Origin of the sequence: Pseudomonas sp. P7779 (assembly GCF_013386315.1) — a bacterium.
In the GTDB taxonomy this organism is placed as follows: domain Bacteria; phylum Pseudomonadota; class Gammaproteobacteria; order Pseudomonadales; family Pseudomonadaceae; genus Aquipseudomonas.
Window position 1 is genome coordinate 1 of the sequence record NZ_JACARZ010000131.1, and the last position, 17,494, is coordinate 17,494.

16 protein-coding genes are annotated in these 17,494 nt (G+C 63.1%); 10 read left to right on the forward strand and 6 right to left on the reverse strand.

Translation table 11 applies throughout. The features are described from left to right. Positions 1 to 132 precede the first annotated feature (132 nt). From HX869_RS29010 to HX869_RS29055, 10 genes are all read left to right on the forward strand, one after another. Positions 133 to 903 carry a FadR/GntR family transcriptional regulator gene (locus HX869_RS29010; protein ID WP_003215747.1) on the forward strand — a complete coding sequence of 257 codons (771 nt, stop codon included), beginning with the start codon at positions 133 to 135 and terminating at the stop codon, positions 901 to 903. A gap of 96 nt (positions 904 to 999) precedes the next feature. After that, positions 1,000 to 2,202 carry an ABC transporter substrate-binding protein gene (locus HX869_RS29015; protein ID WP_003215749.1) on the forward strand — a complete coding sequence of 401 codons (1,203 nt, stop codon included), beginning with the start codon at positions 1,000 to 1,002 and terminating at the stop codon, positions 2,200 to 2,202. A 67-nt stretch (positions 2,203 to 2,269) separates the two neighbouring features. Beyond that, entirely contained in the window at positions 2,270 to 3,130 is an 861-nt protein-coding gene (locus HX869_RS29020; protein ID WP_003215751.1) for a branched-chain amino acid ABC transporter permease, read from the forward strand. Between the two features lies 1 nt (position 3,131). Beyond that, positions 3,132 to 4,142: a branched-chain amino acid ABC transporter permease gene (locus tag HX869_RS29025; RefSeq protein ID WP_008430582.1), complete on the forward strand. Its 1,011-nt coding sequence runs from the start codon at positions 3,132 to 3,134 to the stop codon at positions 4,140 to 4,142. Beyond that, complete coding sequence (locus HX869_RS29030) at positions 4,139 to 4,888, forward strand: ABC transporter ATP-binding protein (protein WP_003215756.1); 750 nt, start codon at positions 4,139 to 4,141, stop codon at positions 4,886 to 4,888. Before HX869_RS29025 ends, HX869_RS29030 begins: the two co-directional genes overlap by 4 nt. After that, complete coding sequence (locus HX869_RS29035; protein ID WP_003215757.1) at positions 4,888 to 5,583, forward strand: ABC transporter ATP-binding protein; 696 nt, start codon at positions 4,888 to 4,890, stop codon at positions 5,581 to 5,583. The genes HX869_RS29030 and HX869_RS29035 overlap by 1 nt, the downstream gene beginning before the upstream one ends. Positions 5,584 to 5,596: 13 nt before the next feature. Continuing rightward, positions 5,597 to 6,868, forward strand: coding sequence for a Zn-dependent hydrolase (locus HX869_RS29040; protein WP_178904041.1), 1,272 nt, complete (start codon positions 5,597 to 5,599; stop codon positions 6,866 to 6,868). Next, positions 6,865 to 8,268, forward strand: a complete 1,404-nt coding sequence (locus HX869_RS29045) for an amidase (protein WP_102368681.1) — start codon at positions 6,865 to 6,867, stop codon at positions 8,266 to 8,268. The genes HX869_RS29040 and HX869_RS29045 overlap by 4 nt, the downstream gene beginning before the upstream one ends. 163 nt (positions 8,269 to 8,431) lie before the next feature. Beyond that, positions 8,432 to 9,295, forward strand: a complete 864-nt coding sequence (locus tag HX869_RS29050; protein ID WP_003215763.1) for a LysR family transcriptional regulator — start codon at positions 8,432 to 8,434, stop codon at positions 9,293 to 9,295. Positions 9,296 to 9,346: 51 nt separating this feature from the next. Beyond that, positions 9,347 to 10,351, forward strand: coding sequence for a LacI family DNA-binding transcriptional regulator (locus tag HX869_RS29055; protein ID WP_003215765.1), 1,005 nt, complete (start codon positions 9,347 to 9,349; stop codon positions 10,349 to 10,351). On the opposite strand, the gene HX869_RS29060 is transcribed toward HX869_RS29055, so the two are convergent. From HX869_RS29060 to HX869_RS29085, 6 genes are all read right to left on the reverse strand, one after another. Further along, positions 10,348 to 11,073, reverse strand: a complete 726-nt coding sequence (locus tag HX869_RS29060; RefSeq protein WP_003215767.1) for an SDR family oxidoreductase — start codon at positions 11,071 to 11,073, stop codon at positions 10,348 to 10,350. The two genes, HX869_RS29055 and HX869_RS29060, sit on opposite strands and share 4 nt — an antisense overlap. A 138-nt stretch (positions 11,074 to 11,211) precedes the next feature. Beyond that, the gene (locus tag HX869_RS29065) at positions 11,212 to 12,744 is read right to left on the reverse strand and encodes an FGGY-family carbohydrate kinase (RefSeq protein WP_177029264.1); all 1,533 of its coding nucleotides are present in this window, start codon (positions 12,742 to 12,744) and stop codon (positions 11,212 to 11,214) included. A 1-nt stretch (position 12,745) separates the two neighbouring features. After that, positions 12,746 to 13,825 (reverse strand): alcohol dehydrogenase catalytic domain-containing protein, encoded by a 1,080-nt coding sequence (locus HX869_RS29070; RefSeq protein ID WP_178904042.1) that lies wholly within the window; start codon positions 13,823 to 13,825, stop codon positions 12,746 to 12,748. A gap of 69 nt (positions 13,826 to 13,894) precedes the next feature. Beyond that, on the reverse strand, positions 13,895 to 14,887 hold the full coding sequence (locus HX869_RS29075) for an ABC transporter permease (protein ID WP_003215773.1): 993 nt from the start codon (positions 14,885 to 14,887) through the stop codon (positions 13,895 to 13,897). Beyond that, positions 14,853 to 16,361: a sugar ABC transporter ATP-binding protein gene (locus HX869_RS29080; RefSeq protein ID WP_008430598.1), complete on the reverse strand. Its 1,509-nt coding sequence runs from the start codon at positions 16,359 to 16,361 to the stop codon at positions 14,853 to 14,855. The genes HX869_RS29075 and HX869_RS29080 overlap by 35 nt, the downstream gene beginning before the upstream one ends. 63 nt (positions 16,362 to 16,424) lie before the next feature. After that, the gene (locus tag HX869_RS29085; RefSeq protein WP_003215780.1) at positions 16,425 to 17,351 is read right to left on the reverse strand and encodes a substrate-binding domain-containing protein; all 927 of its coding nucleotides are present in this window, start codon (positions 17,349 to 17,351) and stop codon (positions 16,425 to 16,427) included. Positions 17,352 to 17,494 lie beyond the last annotated feature (143 nt).

Below are 17,494 nucleotides of genomic sequence, written 5' to 3' on the forward strand. Positions count from 1 at the left end.
CCGCAGCAACGGATATGCACACCCCCACCATTTACGACCCATCCAAACCAAAAGCGACCCCCCCCGTTGACGCCCCACCCCAAACCCCTATTAAGTACTATTAATCCGCATTAATAGGATCAATCAAACACCATGCTAAGCCGCCCGCTGCGCCGCAAACGCCAGAAGCTCTCCGACGTGATCGTCGAGTCGGTCAAACGCTCCATCGTCACCGACGCCCTGAAGCCCGGCGACCGCTTGCCCACCGAGCGCGAACTGATGGAAAGCTTCCAGTGCTCCAAAGGCTCCGCCCGCGAAGCCCTCAAGGCGCTGGAAGTCGAAGGCCTGGTCAACACCCGCACCGGCCCCAGCGGCGGCGCCTATCTCAACCAGGCCGGCACCGAACCCGCCAGCCGCGCCCTGCGCAACTACCTGCACTTCCAGCACCTGGACGGCGAGCAGGTCTACCAGCTGCGCAAAGTCATCGAAGTCGAACTCGCCGTCTCGGTCCTGGGCCGCCTGAGCGAAGACGACTACCGCGCCCTCCAGGACAACGTCGATTTCTGCAGCGCCCCCGAAGACAGCGAAGCCGGCCAACGCGAACAACGCATCGCCGAACTGGAATTCCACAACCTGCTGGCCAAGGCCTGCCCCAACCCGCTGCTGAGCTTCATGGCGCAATTCCTCAACGACCTGCTGCGTGACCTGGTCGTGCTGAAAAAAGCCTACAAACCCAAGCGCAAGCAATTCGACGCCGCCAACCTCGACTACCACAAACAACTGCTGATCGCCTTCCGGGCCGAAGACGAAGCCACCGTACGCAGCCTGATGCACGAACACATGTGCGACGCCGAACACCACATGACCGCCCTTGAAGGTGAAGTCAGCCCGCACTTTCTGCTGGAGTTCGACCACAACCACTAAGCCGCACCCTCCACCAATAAAAGGCCTGCCCACAGGCCGTGCTCCACCGTATCGCCATTGCCACTCCTGCCAATAACTAATCCAGGGAGTCACCCCATGCAGCGTCGTACGTTGTTGAAAGCCAGTCTCACCGCAGCCGCCGCCCTCAGCCTCCCGCTGAGCGTGCGTTCTGCATTCGCCGCCGAGCCTTTTACCTTTTACGGCCTCAAGTCCATGTCTGGCGCCTTTGCCAGTTATGGCAAATTTGCCGACATGGGTTCACGCCTCGCGGTGGAACAGCATCCCGAGTTGCTCGGCCGACCGCTGGTCTACAAAGTGATCGACACCGAAGGCAACGCCGGCAAGGCCGTGCGTAAAGTCCAGGAAGCGATCCAGCAGGACGGCGCACGCTTTTTCCAGGGCTGTACCCTGTCGTCTTCGGCACTCGCGGTGGCCAAGGAAGTGAGCAAGGCCGGTGGCGTGTTCATGACCCCGGTGGGCGCCGATGAAGTCACCGGCAAGGACTGCAACAGCGCCACGTTCCGCTGGTCGGTGCCGACCTACGGCGCGATCCGCGAGACCCTCGTGCCGCTGATCAAGCTGCTGCCCGACGCCAAGCGCTGGTACACCATCACCCCGCAATACGTGTTCGGCGAAGCCCTGCTCGAAGGCGCCAAATCGGTGCTGGCCGAGCATGGCCTGGAACACGCCGGCAACAGCTACCACTCGCTGCAGGAGCAGGAGTTCTCCGGCTACCTGACCAATGCCATCGCCGCCAAACCCGACGTGCTGGTGCTGCTGAACTTCGGCAGCCAGTCGTCCAACACCCTGCGTCAGGCGGTGAACTTCGGTATCAAGGAGCGCATGAAAGTGTTGCTGGTGTGGTCCGCCGGCCTCGACCAGTTCCAGGAGCTGGGCAGTGACGTACTGGAAGGCGTGTACCTCGGCGCTCAGTACTGGCATCAGGTCGACACCCCGCTCAACCGTGACCTGGTGAAACTCACCAAGGCCAAATACGGCATCAACCCCACCTACCCGCTGGCCGCCGACTACATCAGCACCAAGGTCATGCTCGAAACCATCATCTCCACCGGCAGTTTCGACGGGCCGACCGTGGCCAAGGCCATGCAGGGCCTGAGCTACGAAGGCCCCACCGGCAAGGAGTCGATCCGCGCCGGCGACCATCAGGTGATCAAGGACTACTACCTGCTGGTGGGCAAGGCCGCAGGCGACATGGCCGACAAGGACGATCTGGCCAAGGTGCTCAGCTCCGGCCAGTCGTTCCCGCCGGTGGAAGCCACGGGCTGCGTGCTCGGCTGATCCGCTGAAAATCTACTGGTGACACAGCGCAGGGCCGCTCATGCGGCCACCTGCCGAGGGTTCCTGCATGCTTAATCTTTACCTGTTCCAGATTCTCAACGGCCTGGGCCTTGGGATGATCTACTTCCTGATCGCGGTCGGCTTGACGATCATTTTCGGCCTGCTGAACTTCGTCAACTTCGCCCACGGTGCGTTCTTTTTGCTGGGCGCCTACATCTGTTACACCGCCGTCAGCCTCACCGGCAGCTTCTGGCTGGCACTGCTGATCGCGCCGCTGGTGGTGGCCGCGCTGGCCTGGGTGATCGAGCGATTATTGATCCAGCGGATTTATCACTTGCCGCACATGTTCCAGATTCTGGTGACCCTGGGGATCGCCCTGATCATCCAGGAAGCCAGCGTGATGATCTGGGGCCCGGTGGGCAAGAGCGTCGCCGTACCGGAATTGCTGCGCGGGGTGCTGGTGGTGGGCGATTTTGTCTACCCCTACTACCGCCTGTTCCTGATCGTGTTCTCCGGCCTCGTTGGCCTTGGCCTGTGGCTGCTGCTGGAACGCACGCGCTTCGGCGCCCTGGTGCGGGCCGGCAGTGAAAGCACGGAAACCGTGTCCCTGCTGGGCACCAACATTTTCCGCCTGTTCTCCATGACCTTCGCCCTCGGCGTGGCCCTCGCCGGTGTGGCCGGTGTGCTGTTCGCCCCGTTGCGCGGCGCCCAGCCCTTTGTCGGCCCGGAAATCCTCGGCGTGGCGTTCGTGGTGGTGGTGATCGGCGGCATGGGTTCCTTCAGCGGTGCACTGGTGGGCGGCCTGCTGGTCGGCGTGGTGCAAAGCCTGATGACCACACTCTGGCCCCAGGGCGCGAGCCTGATGATCTACGGCGCAATGGCCGTGGTGATCCTGGTGCGTCCTTACGGCCTGTTCGGGAGAGCCTGACATGAGCGAGAAAAATCCCCTGCCGTTCGCCAAGACCCAGTCGCGCTACATGCTGCTGTTGGTGCTCGTGGTGTTGATCGGCCTGCCGTTGATTCTGCCCTCGGCGACCCTGGCCACCGAGATCCTGATCTTTGCCATGGCCGCCCTCGCCTGCAACCTGCTGCTGGGTTACACCGGGCTGCTGTCGTTCGGCCAAGGCATCTTCTTCGGGGCCGGCGCCTACTGCGCGGCGCTGTTGATGATTCACCTGCAACTGGGGCTGTTCAGCGCACTGCTGGGTGCCGCCGTCGCCGGTGGTTTCCTGGCTTTCCTGGTGGGCGCCCTGGCGATCCGTCGCACCGGCATTTACTTCGTGATGCTGACCCTGGCCTTCAGCCAGATGGCCTACTTCGTCGCCTACACCCTGAGCGACTGGACCGGCGGCGACAACGGCCTGCTCAGCGTGCCGCGCCCGGAAATCCGCATCGGTGACACCGTGCTGCTGTCGCTGACCGACGCCCGCGCGTTCTACGGGTTTGTCGCGGTGCTGTTCCTGCTGATCTTCATCGGCGCCCGCCGGGTGATCGCCTCTCCATTCGGCAGCACGCTGATGGCGATTCGCGAAAACGAAACCCGCGCTTCGGCCATCGGCTATGACACCCGCCACTTCAAGATCCTGGTGTTCGTGTTGTCCGGCGCCGTCACCGGGATTGCCGGGGCGCTGTACGCGATGCTGCTGCACTTTGTGCCGCTGTCGAACATCGACCTGGCGATGTCCGAAAACATCCTGATCATGACCATCGTCGGCGGCACCGGCTCGCTGTTCGGCTCGTTGCTGGGCGCCGGTTCCATCGTGCTGCTGGGGGACTTCCTTTCCGATCTGTGGCCGCGCTGGCTGATGCTGCTGGGGGTGATCCTGATCCTGGTGGTGATCTTCATGCGCGGCGGTTTGTGGGGTGGTCTGTCGACCCTGTTCGAACGTGTGCGCGGCAGCCGCAAGGCCGACGTTGTGACCAAGGAGAAGCTGTCATGAGCATCCTGCTGGAAACCAAGAACCTGGAACTGGCCTACGGTGCGTTCCACGCGGTGAACGGTGTCAACCTCAAGGTCGAAGCCGGCACCATCCACACCATCATCGGCCCCAATGGCGCGGGCAAGACCAGCCTGTTCCACTGCCTGACCGGCGAACGCCAGGCCACCGCCGGAGCAATTCATTTCGACGGCAAGAACCTGATGCGCAAACCGGCCCACGGCCGCGTCGGCCTGGGCATGGCGCGCTCGTTCCAGCTCACCAGCCTGTTCCAGAACCTCAGCGTGCGCGAAAACCTGCGCCTGGCCGCCCAGGGTCGTGACGGCGCCCGCGCGCTGAACTTCTGGCGCCGGGTCGACAGCAAGCGCGAACACCTGGAAATGGCCGACCAGGTGTTGGAACGCCTGCAACTCACCGCCCGCGCCGACACCCTGGCCGGCGAGTTGTCCCACGGCCAGCAGCGGGTGCTGGAAGTCGGCATGTCGATCTGCTCCAGACCCAAGCTGCTGATGCTCGACGAACCCACCTCGGGCATGGGCATCGACGACATCCCGATCATGACCCAACTGATCAGCGACCTCGGCCGCGACCATACCGTGCTGTTGATCGAGCACAACATGAGCATCGTCATGTCCATCAGCCAACGCATCACCGTGATGAGCCACGGCCAGATCCTGGTGGAAGGCACACCGGAATTCGTGCGCGCCGACGAGCGCGTGCGCACCGCCTATTTGGGAGAAGCCGCCTGATGCTGACCGTCGACAATATCCATTCCTACTACGACAAGAGCCACGTCCTTGAAGGCGTGTCCCTGACCGTCAACCCTGGCGAACTGGTGACCCTGCTGGGGCGCAACGGCGCCGGCAAGACCACCACCCTGCGCAGCATCCTCGGGATCATCTGCCCGCGCCAGGGCCAGATTCACTTCAACGGCCAGCCGCTGGTGGGGCAGAAAATCTTCGAAATCGCCCGCCAGGGCCTGGCGCTGGTGCCGGAGAACCGCGGGATTTTCCGCCTGCTCACGGTGGAGGAAAACCTGCGCATTGCCGTGCGCAAGACCAGCCGCTGGCAGATGGAAGACGTGTACGGCATGTTCCCGCGCCTCAGGGAGCGCCGTAAAAACGCCGGCCACGCGCTGTCCGGCGGTGAGCAACAGATGCTCGCCATCGCCCGCGCGCTGCTCAACGATCCCAAGCTGCTGATCCTCGATGAGCCCACCGAAGGCCTCGCGCCGGTGATCGTCGACGAGCTGGTGAAGATCCTGCGCAAGGTCAAGGAAGACGGCCTGCCGGTGCTGCTGGTGGAACAGAACCTGATGGTCTGCGACAAGCTCGCCGACCGCCATTACGTCCTCGAACAGGGCCGTGTGGTGTACGAAGGCAGTGCCGAAGCCTTCCGCGCCGACCCGACGATCAAGAACCGTTACCTGGCCCTGAGTGCCTGACCGGAGACTGCTGATGAATAGTTTTGCGCAACCGCTCCAGAGCAACGCCCCGCTGATCAACCGCGAGCGCCTGTGGCAATCGCTGATGGACCTCGCCCGCCTCGGCGCCACACCCAAAGGCGGCGTGTGCCGCCTGGCCCTTACCGACCTCGACCGCCAGGCCCGCGACCTGTTTGTGCAATGGTGCGAGGCGGCCGGCTGCAGCGTCAGCGTCGACGCCATCGGCAATATCTTTGCCCGCCGCGCCGGGCGTAATCCGGCACTGGCGCCGGTGATGACCGGCAGCCATATCGACACCCAGCCTACCGGCGGCAAGTTCGACGGTTGCTACGGCGTGATGGCTGGCCTGGAGGTGATCCGCACCCTCAATGATTTGAACATCGAGACCGAAGCGCCAATTGAAGTGGTGGTGTGGACCAACGAAGAAGGCTCACGATTCCCGCCGTGCATGATGGGTTCCGGGGTGTTCGCCGGTAAGTTCGACCTGCAGGAAACCCTCGACAAACAGGACGAGCAAGGGCTGTCGGTGGGCGCTGAATTGCAGCGCATCGGCTACGCCGGCTCCCGCACCGTGCTGGGCCATCCGGTGGGCGCCTATTTCGAGGCGCATATCGAGCAGGGCCCAGTGCTGGAAGACCAGGCCACCACCATCGGCGTGGTCATGGGCTGCCTGGGCCAGAAGTGGTTCGACCTGACGCTCACTGGCGTCGAAGCCCACGCGGGCCCGACGCCAATGCACCTGCGCAAGGACGCACTGGTAGGCGCGGCGCAAGTGGTCAGCGCGGTGAATCGCATCGCCCACGAACAACAACCCCATGCCTGCGGCACCGTCGGTTGCCTGAGCCTGCACCCCGGCTCGCGCAACGTGATTCCCGGCCAGGTGCACATGACCATCGACCTGCGCCACCTGCACGCCGACAAGCTGCAAGCGATGGTCGACGCAGTGCGCCAGGTGATCGAAGCCACCGCCGAGCAACACGGCTTGAGCTTTGAGCTGACACCCACTGCCGACTTCCCGCCGCTGGATTTCAACCCTGCCTGTGTCAACGCCGTGCGAGATGGCGCGAGCAGCCTGGGCCTGAGCCATATGGACATCGTCAGCGGCGCCGGGCATGACGCGATCTTCGTCGCCGAACTGGGCCCGGCCGGAATGATCTTTGTGCCGTGCGAAGGCGGCATCAGCCATAACGAAATCGAGAACGCCGCGCCGGATGACCTGGCGGCGGGCTGCGCGGTGTTGCTGCGGGCCATGGTCAACGCGGCGCAAGGAGGTAAAGCGGCATGACGGATATCGCCAACCTGACCGCAGTTGAGCTGCTGGCCCGCTATCGGGATAAAAGCCTGTCGCCGGTGGAGGTCACCGAAGACGCATTGCTGCGGATCGAACGCTACAACCCGGCGGTCAACGCCTACTGCCACGTCGACCCGGAAGGCGCCTTGAAGGCGGCGCGGGATTCGGAACAGCGCTGGCTCAAGGGCCAGCCGTGCGGGGCCCTGGACGGGGTGCCCTCCTCCATCAAGGACCTGACGCAGACCATCGGCATGCCGACGCGCAAGGGTTCGCGTACCACATCCGCCGAGGGTCGATGGGATGTGGATGCGCCCTTCTCGGCCTTCATGCGCAAGGCCGGCGCGGTATTGCTGGGCAAGACCACCACACCGGAATTCGGCTGGAAAGGCGTCACCGATAACCCGCTGTATGGCATTACCCGCAACCCGTGGGACACGCGCATGACGGCGGGCGGTTCGTCCGGTGGTGCCGGTGCGGCGGCAGCCCTGAACCTTGGCGTACTGCACCAGGGCAGCGATGCCGGCGGCTCGATCCGGATCCCCTGTGCCTTCACCGGCACCTTCGGCATCAAGCCGACCTTCGGTTATGTGCCGCAATGGCCGGCCAGTTCGATGACGATTCTGTCGCACCTGGGGCCGATGACCCGCACCGTGGAAGACTCGGTGCTGATGCTGCAAACCATCGCCCAGCCGGATGCGCGGGATGGTTTGATCGGCGCGCCCCGGACCACGCCATGGTTGCACGCCGGGGCTGATTTGAAGGGACTGCGTATCGCCTATAGCCCGAACTTCGGTTATGTCGACGTGGACCCGCAAGTGGCCAGGGTGGTCGCCCAGGCGGTAGAAGGCCTGGTGCAGCTGGGTGCCCATGTTGAGCAGATTGATCCGGGGTTCAGTGATCCGCTGGAGGTGTTCAATACTTTATGGTTTGCCGGTGCAGCACGTCTGGCCGGGCCGTTGAGCGATGCGCAGCGGCAATTGATGGACCCGGGGTTGCTGCGCATTGCCCGACTGGGCGAGCAGATCAGCCTCAGCGATTACAGCGCCGCTCTGGAAGCACGGGCAGCGCTCGTGGCGCGCATGGCGGCATTCCATGAGCATTACGATGTGCTGGTTTCGCCGATGATGCCGATCACCGCGTTCGAGGCCGGGCACAATGTGCCGCCGGGTTCGGGACTAGGGGAATGGATGGAGTGGACGCCGTTTACCTATCCCTTCAACCTGACCCAGCAACCGGCGGCGTCGGTGCCGTGCGGGTTGGCGGCCAATGGGTTGCCGGTGGGGCTGCATGTGGTGGGGGCGCGGTTTGCGGATGAGCAGGTGCTGAGAGTTTGCCAGGCGTATGCCAAGGCTTTTCCAACCGAGCACCTGCAAGCCCCCAAAACCCCAACTTGAAATGCAATCAAACTGTGGGAGCGGGCTTGCTCGCGAAGGCGGTGTGTCAGTCACCGGATATCTTGACTGACACACCGCCTTCGCGAGCAAGCCCGCTCCCACATTTTTGTCCGTATTCCAATCATCAGCCCCTACAATGCCTCCTATCATCCAAGGGGGTTTCATGGACATCGAACTGGCACGCACCTTCCTCGAAATCACCCGCTGCGGCAGCCTCGCCGCGGCGGCCGAGAAACTGCACGTCACCCAGACGGCAATCACCGCCCGGGTCAAAAACCTCGAAAGCCAGCTCAACAGCACCCTGTTCGTGCGCAACCGCGCCGGTGCCCGCCTGACCCCGGACGGCGAGGCGTTCGTGGTCTACGCCAACCAGCTTGTCCAGACCTGGGAAGCGGCACGCCGCGACCTGCCATTACCCGACGGCTACCGCAACGTGCTGCACATCGGTGGCGAAGTCAGCCTGTGCAACCCGCTGATGCTCGGCTGGGCCCAGGCCTTGCGTGAACACATCCCCGGTCATGCCTTGCGCACCGAGATTCGCGAAGGCGAGTACCTGTTGCGCCAACTGGAGCTGGGGGTGCTGGACGCCGCCTTGGTGTTCCAGCCGCAATACTGGCCGGGGTTGCAGGTGGAGCAGGTGCTGGAAGAAAAACTGATCCTGGTGCAACTGGCCGCCCGGCCCGAGCCCTACGTGTATATCGACTGGGGCCAGGGCTTTCGCCAGCAGCACGACGCCGCACTGCCGGACAAGGCCCGCGCAGCCCTGAGTTTCAATCTGGGGCCACTGGCGTTGCAGTACATCCTGGAAAACGGCGGTGCCGGGTATTTCCGCACGCGGGTGGTACAGAGCTACCTCGACAGCGGTGTGATGGAACGGGTGCCCAAGGCGCCGGAGTTCAGCTTCCCGACGTACCTGGTGTATTCCCGCGAGCGCGACTCGGCGGTTTTGCAGCAGGCACTGGCCTTGCTGCGGGCGGTGGTGGAGGCGGAAAAGGATTGGTCGCAGCGCTGGGATCCGGTGATTTGAAGCCGTGCCCATGGTAGCCTCAGGTTGTTTTCTCCTGGTTCCCCCCTGCCGATGAACAAGAAAAAGTCCGTCACCATCAGCGACATCGCCAAACGGGTCAACATGACCACCATCACGGTGTCCCGGGCGCTGAGCAAACCCGACCTGGTCAAGCCCGCCACCCTGGCGCGGATTCTCGAAGTGGCGCGGGAGCTGGACTATGTGCCCAACGCCTTTGCCCGCGGGCTCAAGCGCAGTGAAAGCCTGATCATCGGCGTGATCACCGCTTCGGTCGACAACCCCTTCTACAGCGAGATGATCAAGGCGATTTCCCGCGAGGCGAAAAAGCACGGCTACACCATCATGCTGGTGGATACCGACGAACTGGAAGAACTGGAAAGCAAGGCAGTCGACACACTGCTGGGCTACCGCGTGGCGGGGATCATCCTGTCGCCGGTCTCCGACGAGCCCAGCTACCAGCCGGACTATTTGGAGCGCCTGGGTAACGGCAAGACGCCGGTGGTGCTGCTCGATCGCACGATCCACGACAGCCCCTTCAGCCGTGTGGTGCTGGACAACTATCACAGCGGCATCGAGGCGGCGCAGTACCTGGTGCGGCAAACCCCGAACCTCAAGCGCCTGCTGGTGCTGACCGGGCCCGAGCATTCGCGCATCACCATGGAACGCCTCAAGGGCCTGAAAGAAGTCCTGGCCGAGCACCCTCAGGTGCACGTTGAAGTGTGTGCCGGTGACTACACGCTGATGCCCTCCTACCTGCACACCCTCGACTACCTGGCCGAGCACTCGGCGCCGGACGCGATCATGGGCTTCAACCAGTTGATCACCCTCGGCGCGCTGCGTGCGCTGCGCATGCACAACATCCCCCACGACAGCCTGACCATCTGCGGCATCGACCGCCTGCCCTTCGCCGATATCTTCGGCGTGCCGATTGCCTGCGTGGCCCACGACGCGTCACTGGCCGGCAGCAGCGCGGTGCGGCTGCTGCTGGATCGTCTCGAAGACCCGCACAAACCGCGGGACAAGGTGGTGATCGCCGGCAAGCTGGAGAACGGCTAGCGGCTGGTGTAGCCGCCGTCGATCGGCAGGCTGACGCCGCTGATCATGCTGGCGGCATCGCTCAGCAGGAACAACACCGGCAGGGCCACTTCCGCCGTTTCGGCAAACCTCCCGAGGGGAATCGCCGCCAATGCCGGATCACGTTTGGCGGGCGCCGACCAGGCCATCTGTGCCATGGGCGTGAGGGTGACGGTGGGGTTGACGCTGTTGACGCGAATTCCGAAGCGGCCCCATTCGGCGCATTGCACGCGGGTGATGGCGTCCAGTGCAGCCTTGGAGGCGCAGTAGCCGAGGTGATCGTCCAGCGCCACGAGTGAGGCCTGGCTTGAGACGTTGACGATGCTGCCGGGAATCTTCGCTTCAATCATCGCCGCAGCGATACGGCTGGCGACCTGGGCCGCGGCGCGGGCGTTGACATTCATCACCTGGTCGAAGGCTTCGGCGCTGATGGCCGCGGCGGGTTCCAGGCGGGAAATGCCGGCGCAGTTGACCAGTCCATGCATCGGCGGCAGGCCTTGCAGGGCCAGGTCCAGGGCGGCGCTGTTGGCGATGTCCAGGCACAGGGTTTCGCAACCGAGCTGGGCCAGGGCCTGAGCGTCGCGGCCCAGGGCAAACACCTGGGCGCCGCTGGCGATCAGTTGGAGGGCAATTTCCCGGCCGATGCCGCTGCTGGCGCCGGTGACGAGGATGCGCTGCTTGGTGAAGTCAAAAATAGCGTTCATGGTTCACGATCTCTAAAACGATGGAGATCCCATGTGGGAGCGGGCTTGCTCGCGAATGCGGTGGGTCAGGCAATAAATCCGGCACTGATACACCGTATTCGCGAGCAAGCCCGCTCCCACATTTGGATCAGTGTTCGCTTAATTCAATTGCAAGCTGTGCATCACCGGTTTCAAGGCCGGATACAGCTCCAGATAGCTGGCAAACGCCCGGTCATACACCCCGACATTCCCCGCCTCCGGCTCCGCCCGCAGCTCCAACTGCACCCAACCTTTCTCCATCTGCCGGTCATCCACCACCCCCACCGCATGGGCCGCCAACAACGCCGCGCCCAAGGCCGCCTCCACCTCTTGCACAATGGTGTAGACCGGGAAGTGGGTGATGTCCGCAATAATCTGCATCCACAAATCCGAATGGCTCGCCCCACCCACCACAATCAGCCGTGGATCAAGGGAATGCGCCCCACGGGTGCCCGCTTCGATATTGTGCCGCAGGGCAAAACTCACCCCTTCGAGCACCGCGCGGTACAGGTGGATCCGGCTGTGATACAGGTTCAGCCCGACAAAGCTGCCGCTGGCCCGGTCATCCCACACCGGGCTGCGTTCGCCCATGAGATACGGCAGGAACAACAGCCCTTCGCTGCCCGCCGGGATCTTCGCGGCGCTCTGCTCCAGCAGCCACAAACTGTCCTGGCCCGTCTCTTTCGCCTGCTGCTCCTCAGCCTGGCAGAACTGTTCGCGAAACCAGCTCACCGACGCCCCGGCGGTGATCGCACCACCGAAGATGTACAGGTCCTGATGGCCGTTATAGACATGGGGCATGCTCACCAGGCCATGGCGCGCATCCACCTGCTGATTGAGATAACCCCAGCACATGCTGGTGCCGATCATCGCCACGTGATTGCCCGGCCGCGTCACCCCGGCCGCCAATGTGGCCATGGCCGCATCCACGCCCCCGGCCAGGATCGGCGTACCGGCCTGCAAGCCCAACCTCCGGGCCCATTCCTCCAGCAAACCACCGACCACTTCACCGGAATACAGCAAACGCTCCGGCATCATCGCCAACGGAATCCCAAGCGCCGCCAGCATCTCGGCCGACCAGCCGCGCCGGGCCACATCGTAGACGCCACCGATATTGCCGGCGCTGCTGTGGTCCACCGCCAACTCACCGGTCAGGCACCAGTTGATGTAGCTGTTGGGCGGCAGCAGGTAGCGGGTGTTGGCCCACACCTGCGGCTGGTGCTGCTTGAGCCAGAGCATCTTGGTGAAACCGTAGTAGCTGTCCACCGAGTTGCCGGTGATCGTGAACAGCCGCTCCAGGTCCACATGCTCGCGCACCCACTCCACTTGCTCGCCCGCGCGCCGGTCCATCCAGATCAGGCACGGGTGCAGCGGCGTGATCTGCTCGTCCACAGCAATTCCGGAGCCGCCATACAGGCTGCTGATGCACAGCGCCTTGACCTGCTCTTTCGCCACGCCGGCCTTCGCCATGCACTGGGCGACGCAGGCCTCCACCGCATCCAGCCAGACCTGCGGCCACTGCTCGGCCCAGCGCACTTTCGGGGTATCCACGCGATACCCCTGGCTGTGCTGGGCGATGATCAGGCCGTCCGCATCCACCAGCAGCGCCTTGGTGCTTTGCGTGCCGATGTCCACACCCATTACGTAGTTCATGTCAGAGCACCGGCTTCAGCAGCACCTTGATCGACTTGGTCGAGTTGGCCAGCTCAAACGCTTCGGCCCAGTTATCCAGCCCGAAGTCATGGGTCACGATGCCCTTGGACGTCACCAGGCCACGCTCGAACAAGTCGATGGCCACCGGGTAGCAATACGGCCCCAGGTGCGCACCGCGTACGTCCAGCTCCTTGCGGTCGCCGATGATCGACCAGTCGGCGCTGGTCTCGGCGCCAAACACGCTGAACTCGACAAACCGGCCGAGCTTGCGAATCAGATCCAGGCCCTGGGTAACGCCCGCCGGTACGCCGGTGGTTTCGATGTACACGTCGCAGCCGTAGTTGTCGGTCAGGCTATTGATGATCTCCCGGGCGTTATCCCGGGACGGGTTGATCACTACGTCGGCACCGTACTGCTTCGCCAGTTCCAGGCGCTCGTCGACCATGTCGATCACCACCAGTTTCTTCGGCGTTTTTAGCGCTGCCACCTGCACCATGCACAGGCCCAGGGTGCCGGCACCGGCGATCACCAGCACGTCATCCAGCTGGATCTCACCGCGGTTGACGGTGTGAATCGCGCAGGACATCGGCTCGATCAGCGCCGAATCTTCCAGGGACACCGACTCCGGAATCTTGTGCACGATGGCAGTCTTGGGAATACGCATGTACTGGGCCATGCCACCCTCGGCGACTTCACGCTGGAAGCCGAAGATGTTGTGCACCTCGCACATCCAGTACTTGCCCGACTTGCAGAAGCGGCACTTGCCACATGGCACGATCTGCTCGGCGATCACCTTGTCGCCGACCTTCACCTCAAAGTGCTCCTCGGCGCCCTCGCCCGCTTCCACCACGTAGCCAAAGAACTCGTGCCCCGGCACCACCGGGGCCTTGACCCACGGGTTGTCGCCGCCCCAGAACATCGCGGCGCCCGAGTGGCATTTGCAGTCACTGGCGCAGATGCCGCAGGCGGCGATGCGAATCACCAGTTCATTGACCCGCGCCTGGGGTTTGCTGATGCGTTCCAGGCGGTAGTCTTTCGGGCCGTGGCAGACGACGGCTTGCATTTGGTTGTGCTTTTCCATGATGTGCGGACCTTTCTTGAGCATGAGAGAACCCATCGCGGCCACCATGGCCGCGTGGAGATAACCGGTTTACTTGTGGCGCTGACGGCTGATAAAGATCGCCAGCAAAATGATCCCGCCCTTGATCACGCTCTGGACATAGGGCGAGACCCCGAGCATGTTCAAGCCGTTGTTCAACACCCCCAGCAGCATGGCGCCGAGCAAGGTGCCGACGATTACCCCGCGCCCACCGGCAATCGAGGCGCCGCCCAGGACCACCGCGGCAATCGCATCGAGTTCGAACGACACCCCGGCATTCGGCTGGCCGCTCATCAAGCGTGAGGTCAGCACCAGCCCGGCAATCGCGGCGGTCAAACCGCTGATGCCATACACCAGCAATTTGAAGCGCGCCGCCCGCACGCCGGACAGGCGTACCGCTTCCTCGTTGCCGCCGATCGCGTAGATATAGCGGCCGATGCGGGTGTGTTGCAGCAGCACATAGGCCGCCAGGTACGTCACCAACATGATCAGGATCGGCACCGAAATGCCGAACAGGCTTTCGCGGCCAAAGAAGCCGAACCACTCCGGCAAACCGGAAATCGGATAGCCGTCGGTGTACATCAGGCCGAACCCGCGGGCGATGCCCATGGTCGCCAGGGTGACGATGATCGGCGGCATGTGCAGGTAGGCGACGAACAGGCCATTGCCGATGCCGAACGCCACGCCGACCAGCATCCCGGCGCCAATTGCCAGGCCCGGCGGCAAGCCTGCGACCATCAAGCCGGCGGTCAAGGTGCCGGACAACGCCATCACCGGCCCCACCGACAAATCGATGCCGCCGGTAAGAATCACGCAGGTCATGCCCACCGCGATAATCGCGTTGATCGACACCTGGCGCGCGATGTTCGACAGGTTGTTGGCCGTCAGGAAGTTATCGCTGGCGAAGATCATCACCAACGTCACCACCAGCAGCCCGACAAAGGGATAGAACGCCGGTGAGCGAATCAGCCGCGCCAGGTTCAGGCGCAGCCGGCCAGGCCCCACGGCATTAATGGACGTATTCACTTGAGCCCCCTGTTGCATGGCGCATGACCTCTTGAGGATTGACGGCAGACGCTTCCAGTACCTTGACGATGGCGCCCTTGTGGAACACCGCGACGCGGTCGCACATGCCGATGACTTCCGGCAGTTCCGAGGAAATCATGATGATTGCGTAGCCCTGTTCGGTGAGGCTGCGCATCAGTGCGTAGATCTGTGCCTTGGCACCGACGTCGATGCCACGGGTGGGTTCGTCGAACACCAGCACGTCGCAGTGATGGTTGATCCAGCGGGCAATCACGACTTTCTGCTGGTTGCCGCCGCTGAGGTTGAACACCCGGCTCTCGCCGCTGGGGGCCTTGATCGACAGCTGGCGCATCAGCGCTTCAACGCTGGCGCATTCCTTGTCCTTGTCGATCAGGCCGCTGGCGTTCTGGTATTTGGGCAGGTTGTTGAGCGAGATGTTTTCGCGAATGCTGAAATCGGTGATCAGCCCTTCGGTCTTGCGGCTTTCCGGCAGCAGGCCGATGCCATGGGCCAAGGCCTGGGCCGGGTCGTCGAGGGTGATTTGTTCACCCCGCAGCCACACGTCTTTGCTCACCGACGGCAGCGCGCCCATCATGCCCAGCGCCAATTCGGTACGCCCGGAACCCACCAGGCCGGCAAAGCCGAGAATCTCGCCCTTGTGCAATTCAAAGTGGTTATGGGGGCCGTTGCGCACCAACTGGATGTCCTTGACCTCCAGCAGCAGCGGCCCGCGTGCGGCGGTGGGCTTGGGCGGAAAACTGCACTCCAGGCGCCGCCCGACCATCATTTCCACCAAGCGGTCGATATCGCTGTCGGCCACATCGGTGACGCCCACATTGCCGCCGTCGCGCAGCACGCTGATGCGGTCGCAGACCTGGAAAATCTCCTCCAGGTGGTGGGAGATAAAAATCACCGCCACCCCCTGGCGCTTGAGTTCACGCATGATTTCGAACAGCAGCTCGGCTTCGCTCGGCGTGAGGGTGGCGGTGGGTTCGTCGAGCACCAGCAGCCGCGCGTCCAGGGCCAGCGCCTTGGCGATCTCGACGAATTGCTGCTCGGCCACGCTCAGGTGCCTGACCGCGCATTGCAGGTCAATACTGACACCGAGGCGCTTGAACAACGCCTCGCTGGCCTCGACCATTTCGCGCTTGCGCAACAGGCCAAAACGGTTGCTCAGCTCATGGCCGAGGAAAATATTTTCCACCGCCGTGAGGTAGGGAATCAGGCTGAATTCCTGGAACACAATGCCGATACCGGCGGCAATCGCATCACGATACGTCGCGAACTGCCGAGCCTCGCCGTCGATCAGGATCTGCCCTTCGTCCTGGTGCTCGACCCCGCCAAGGATCTTCATCAAGGTCGATTTGCCTGCACCGTTTTCCCCGAGCAAGGCATGAATCTCGCCGCGCTGCACTTCCAGGTTGATCGCCTTGAGGGCTTGCACCCCCGGGTAGCGCTTACAGATATTTTCCAGCTTCAGAAGACTGCTCATACCGCCGACCTCGCATTCAGATGGATGACCTGTGCCCCACGCCTGGCGTGGGGCCTGGGTGTTTTACCAACTGAAATCCTTGGCCTTGGCCTGGTCAATCAGGGTGATGTCCACCGGGATCGTGGCCGGCACTTGCGAGCCCCACTTCTTGGCCAGGGCGATGCCCAGGGCGAGGCGGATCTGGTCACGGGGGTATTGCGCGGAGGTGGCGATGAATTTGCTGCCGGGTTTCTGGATGGCCTTGATCGCTTCCGGCGCGCCGTCGACGCTCACCAGCTTGACGTCCAGGCCGCTGGCTTCGATGGCCGAGAGGGCGCCGAGGGAGCCGTTGTCATTGACGCTGAAAATGCCCTTGAGGGTGGGCTGGGCCTGCAGCATGTTTTCGGTGACGGTCAGCGCCTGGTCACGTTCCTGCTTGCCGTTCTGGATGCTCACGATCTTGATGTCCGGGTGCTTGGCCACGGCCTCCTTGCAACCGCGCACGCGCTCCAGGATCGGTACCACGGCGATGCCGTCGAGGATGGCGATATTGCCCTTGTCCCCGATGTTCTTGGCCAGGTATTCGCAGGCCTGGAAGCCGGCGTCGAAGTTCTTCGAGCCGACGAAGGAGTCCAGTGGGCCTTCGGCCTGGGCGTCGACGGCGACCACGACTACGCCGGCGGCGTGGGCGGATTTGACGGCTGATTGCACGCCGACGGAATCGGTGGGGTTGATCAGCAGGATGTCGATGCCTTTTTGCAGCATGTCTTCGACGTCGCTGACCTGTTTGGACACGTCGTGGCGGGCGTCGGTGATGATCAACTGCGCACCGATGGTCGCCCCGGCTTCCTGCAGGGCGTCTTTCATGGTGACGAAGTAAGGGTTGTTGATTTCCTGGAAGGACGCGCCGATGCGGATGGGGGCGGGTTTGGTGTCGGCCAGTGCCAGGCCAGCGGTGCCAAGATTGATGCTCAGAGCCAACAAACACAGGGTTTTCGGAAGCATTTTCATGGTGGGGATCTCTGTTTTGTTTTTATTTTTAGAGCAAATGTTATCGTTAACATTTTGGAAGAAGCTAGCAAAGAAATTGGGGGGTCGCAAGGGGTGTTTGATCGGTGGTGGCGGGTGTGGTGGACATATCCGTTGCTGCGGTA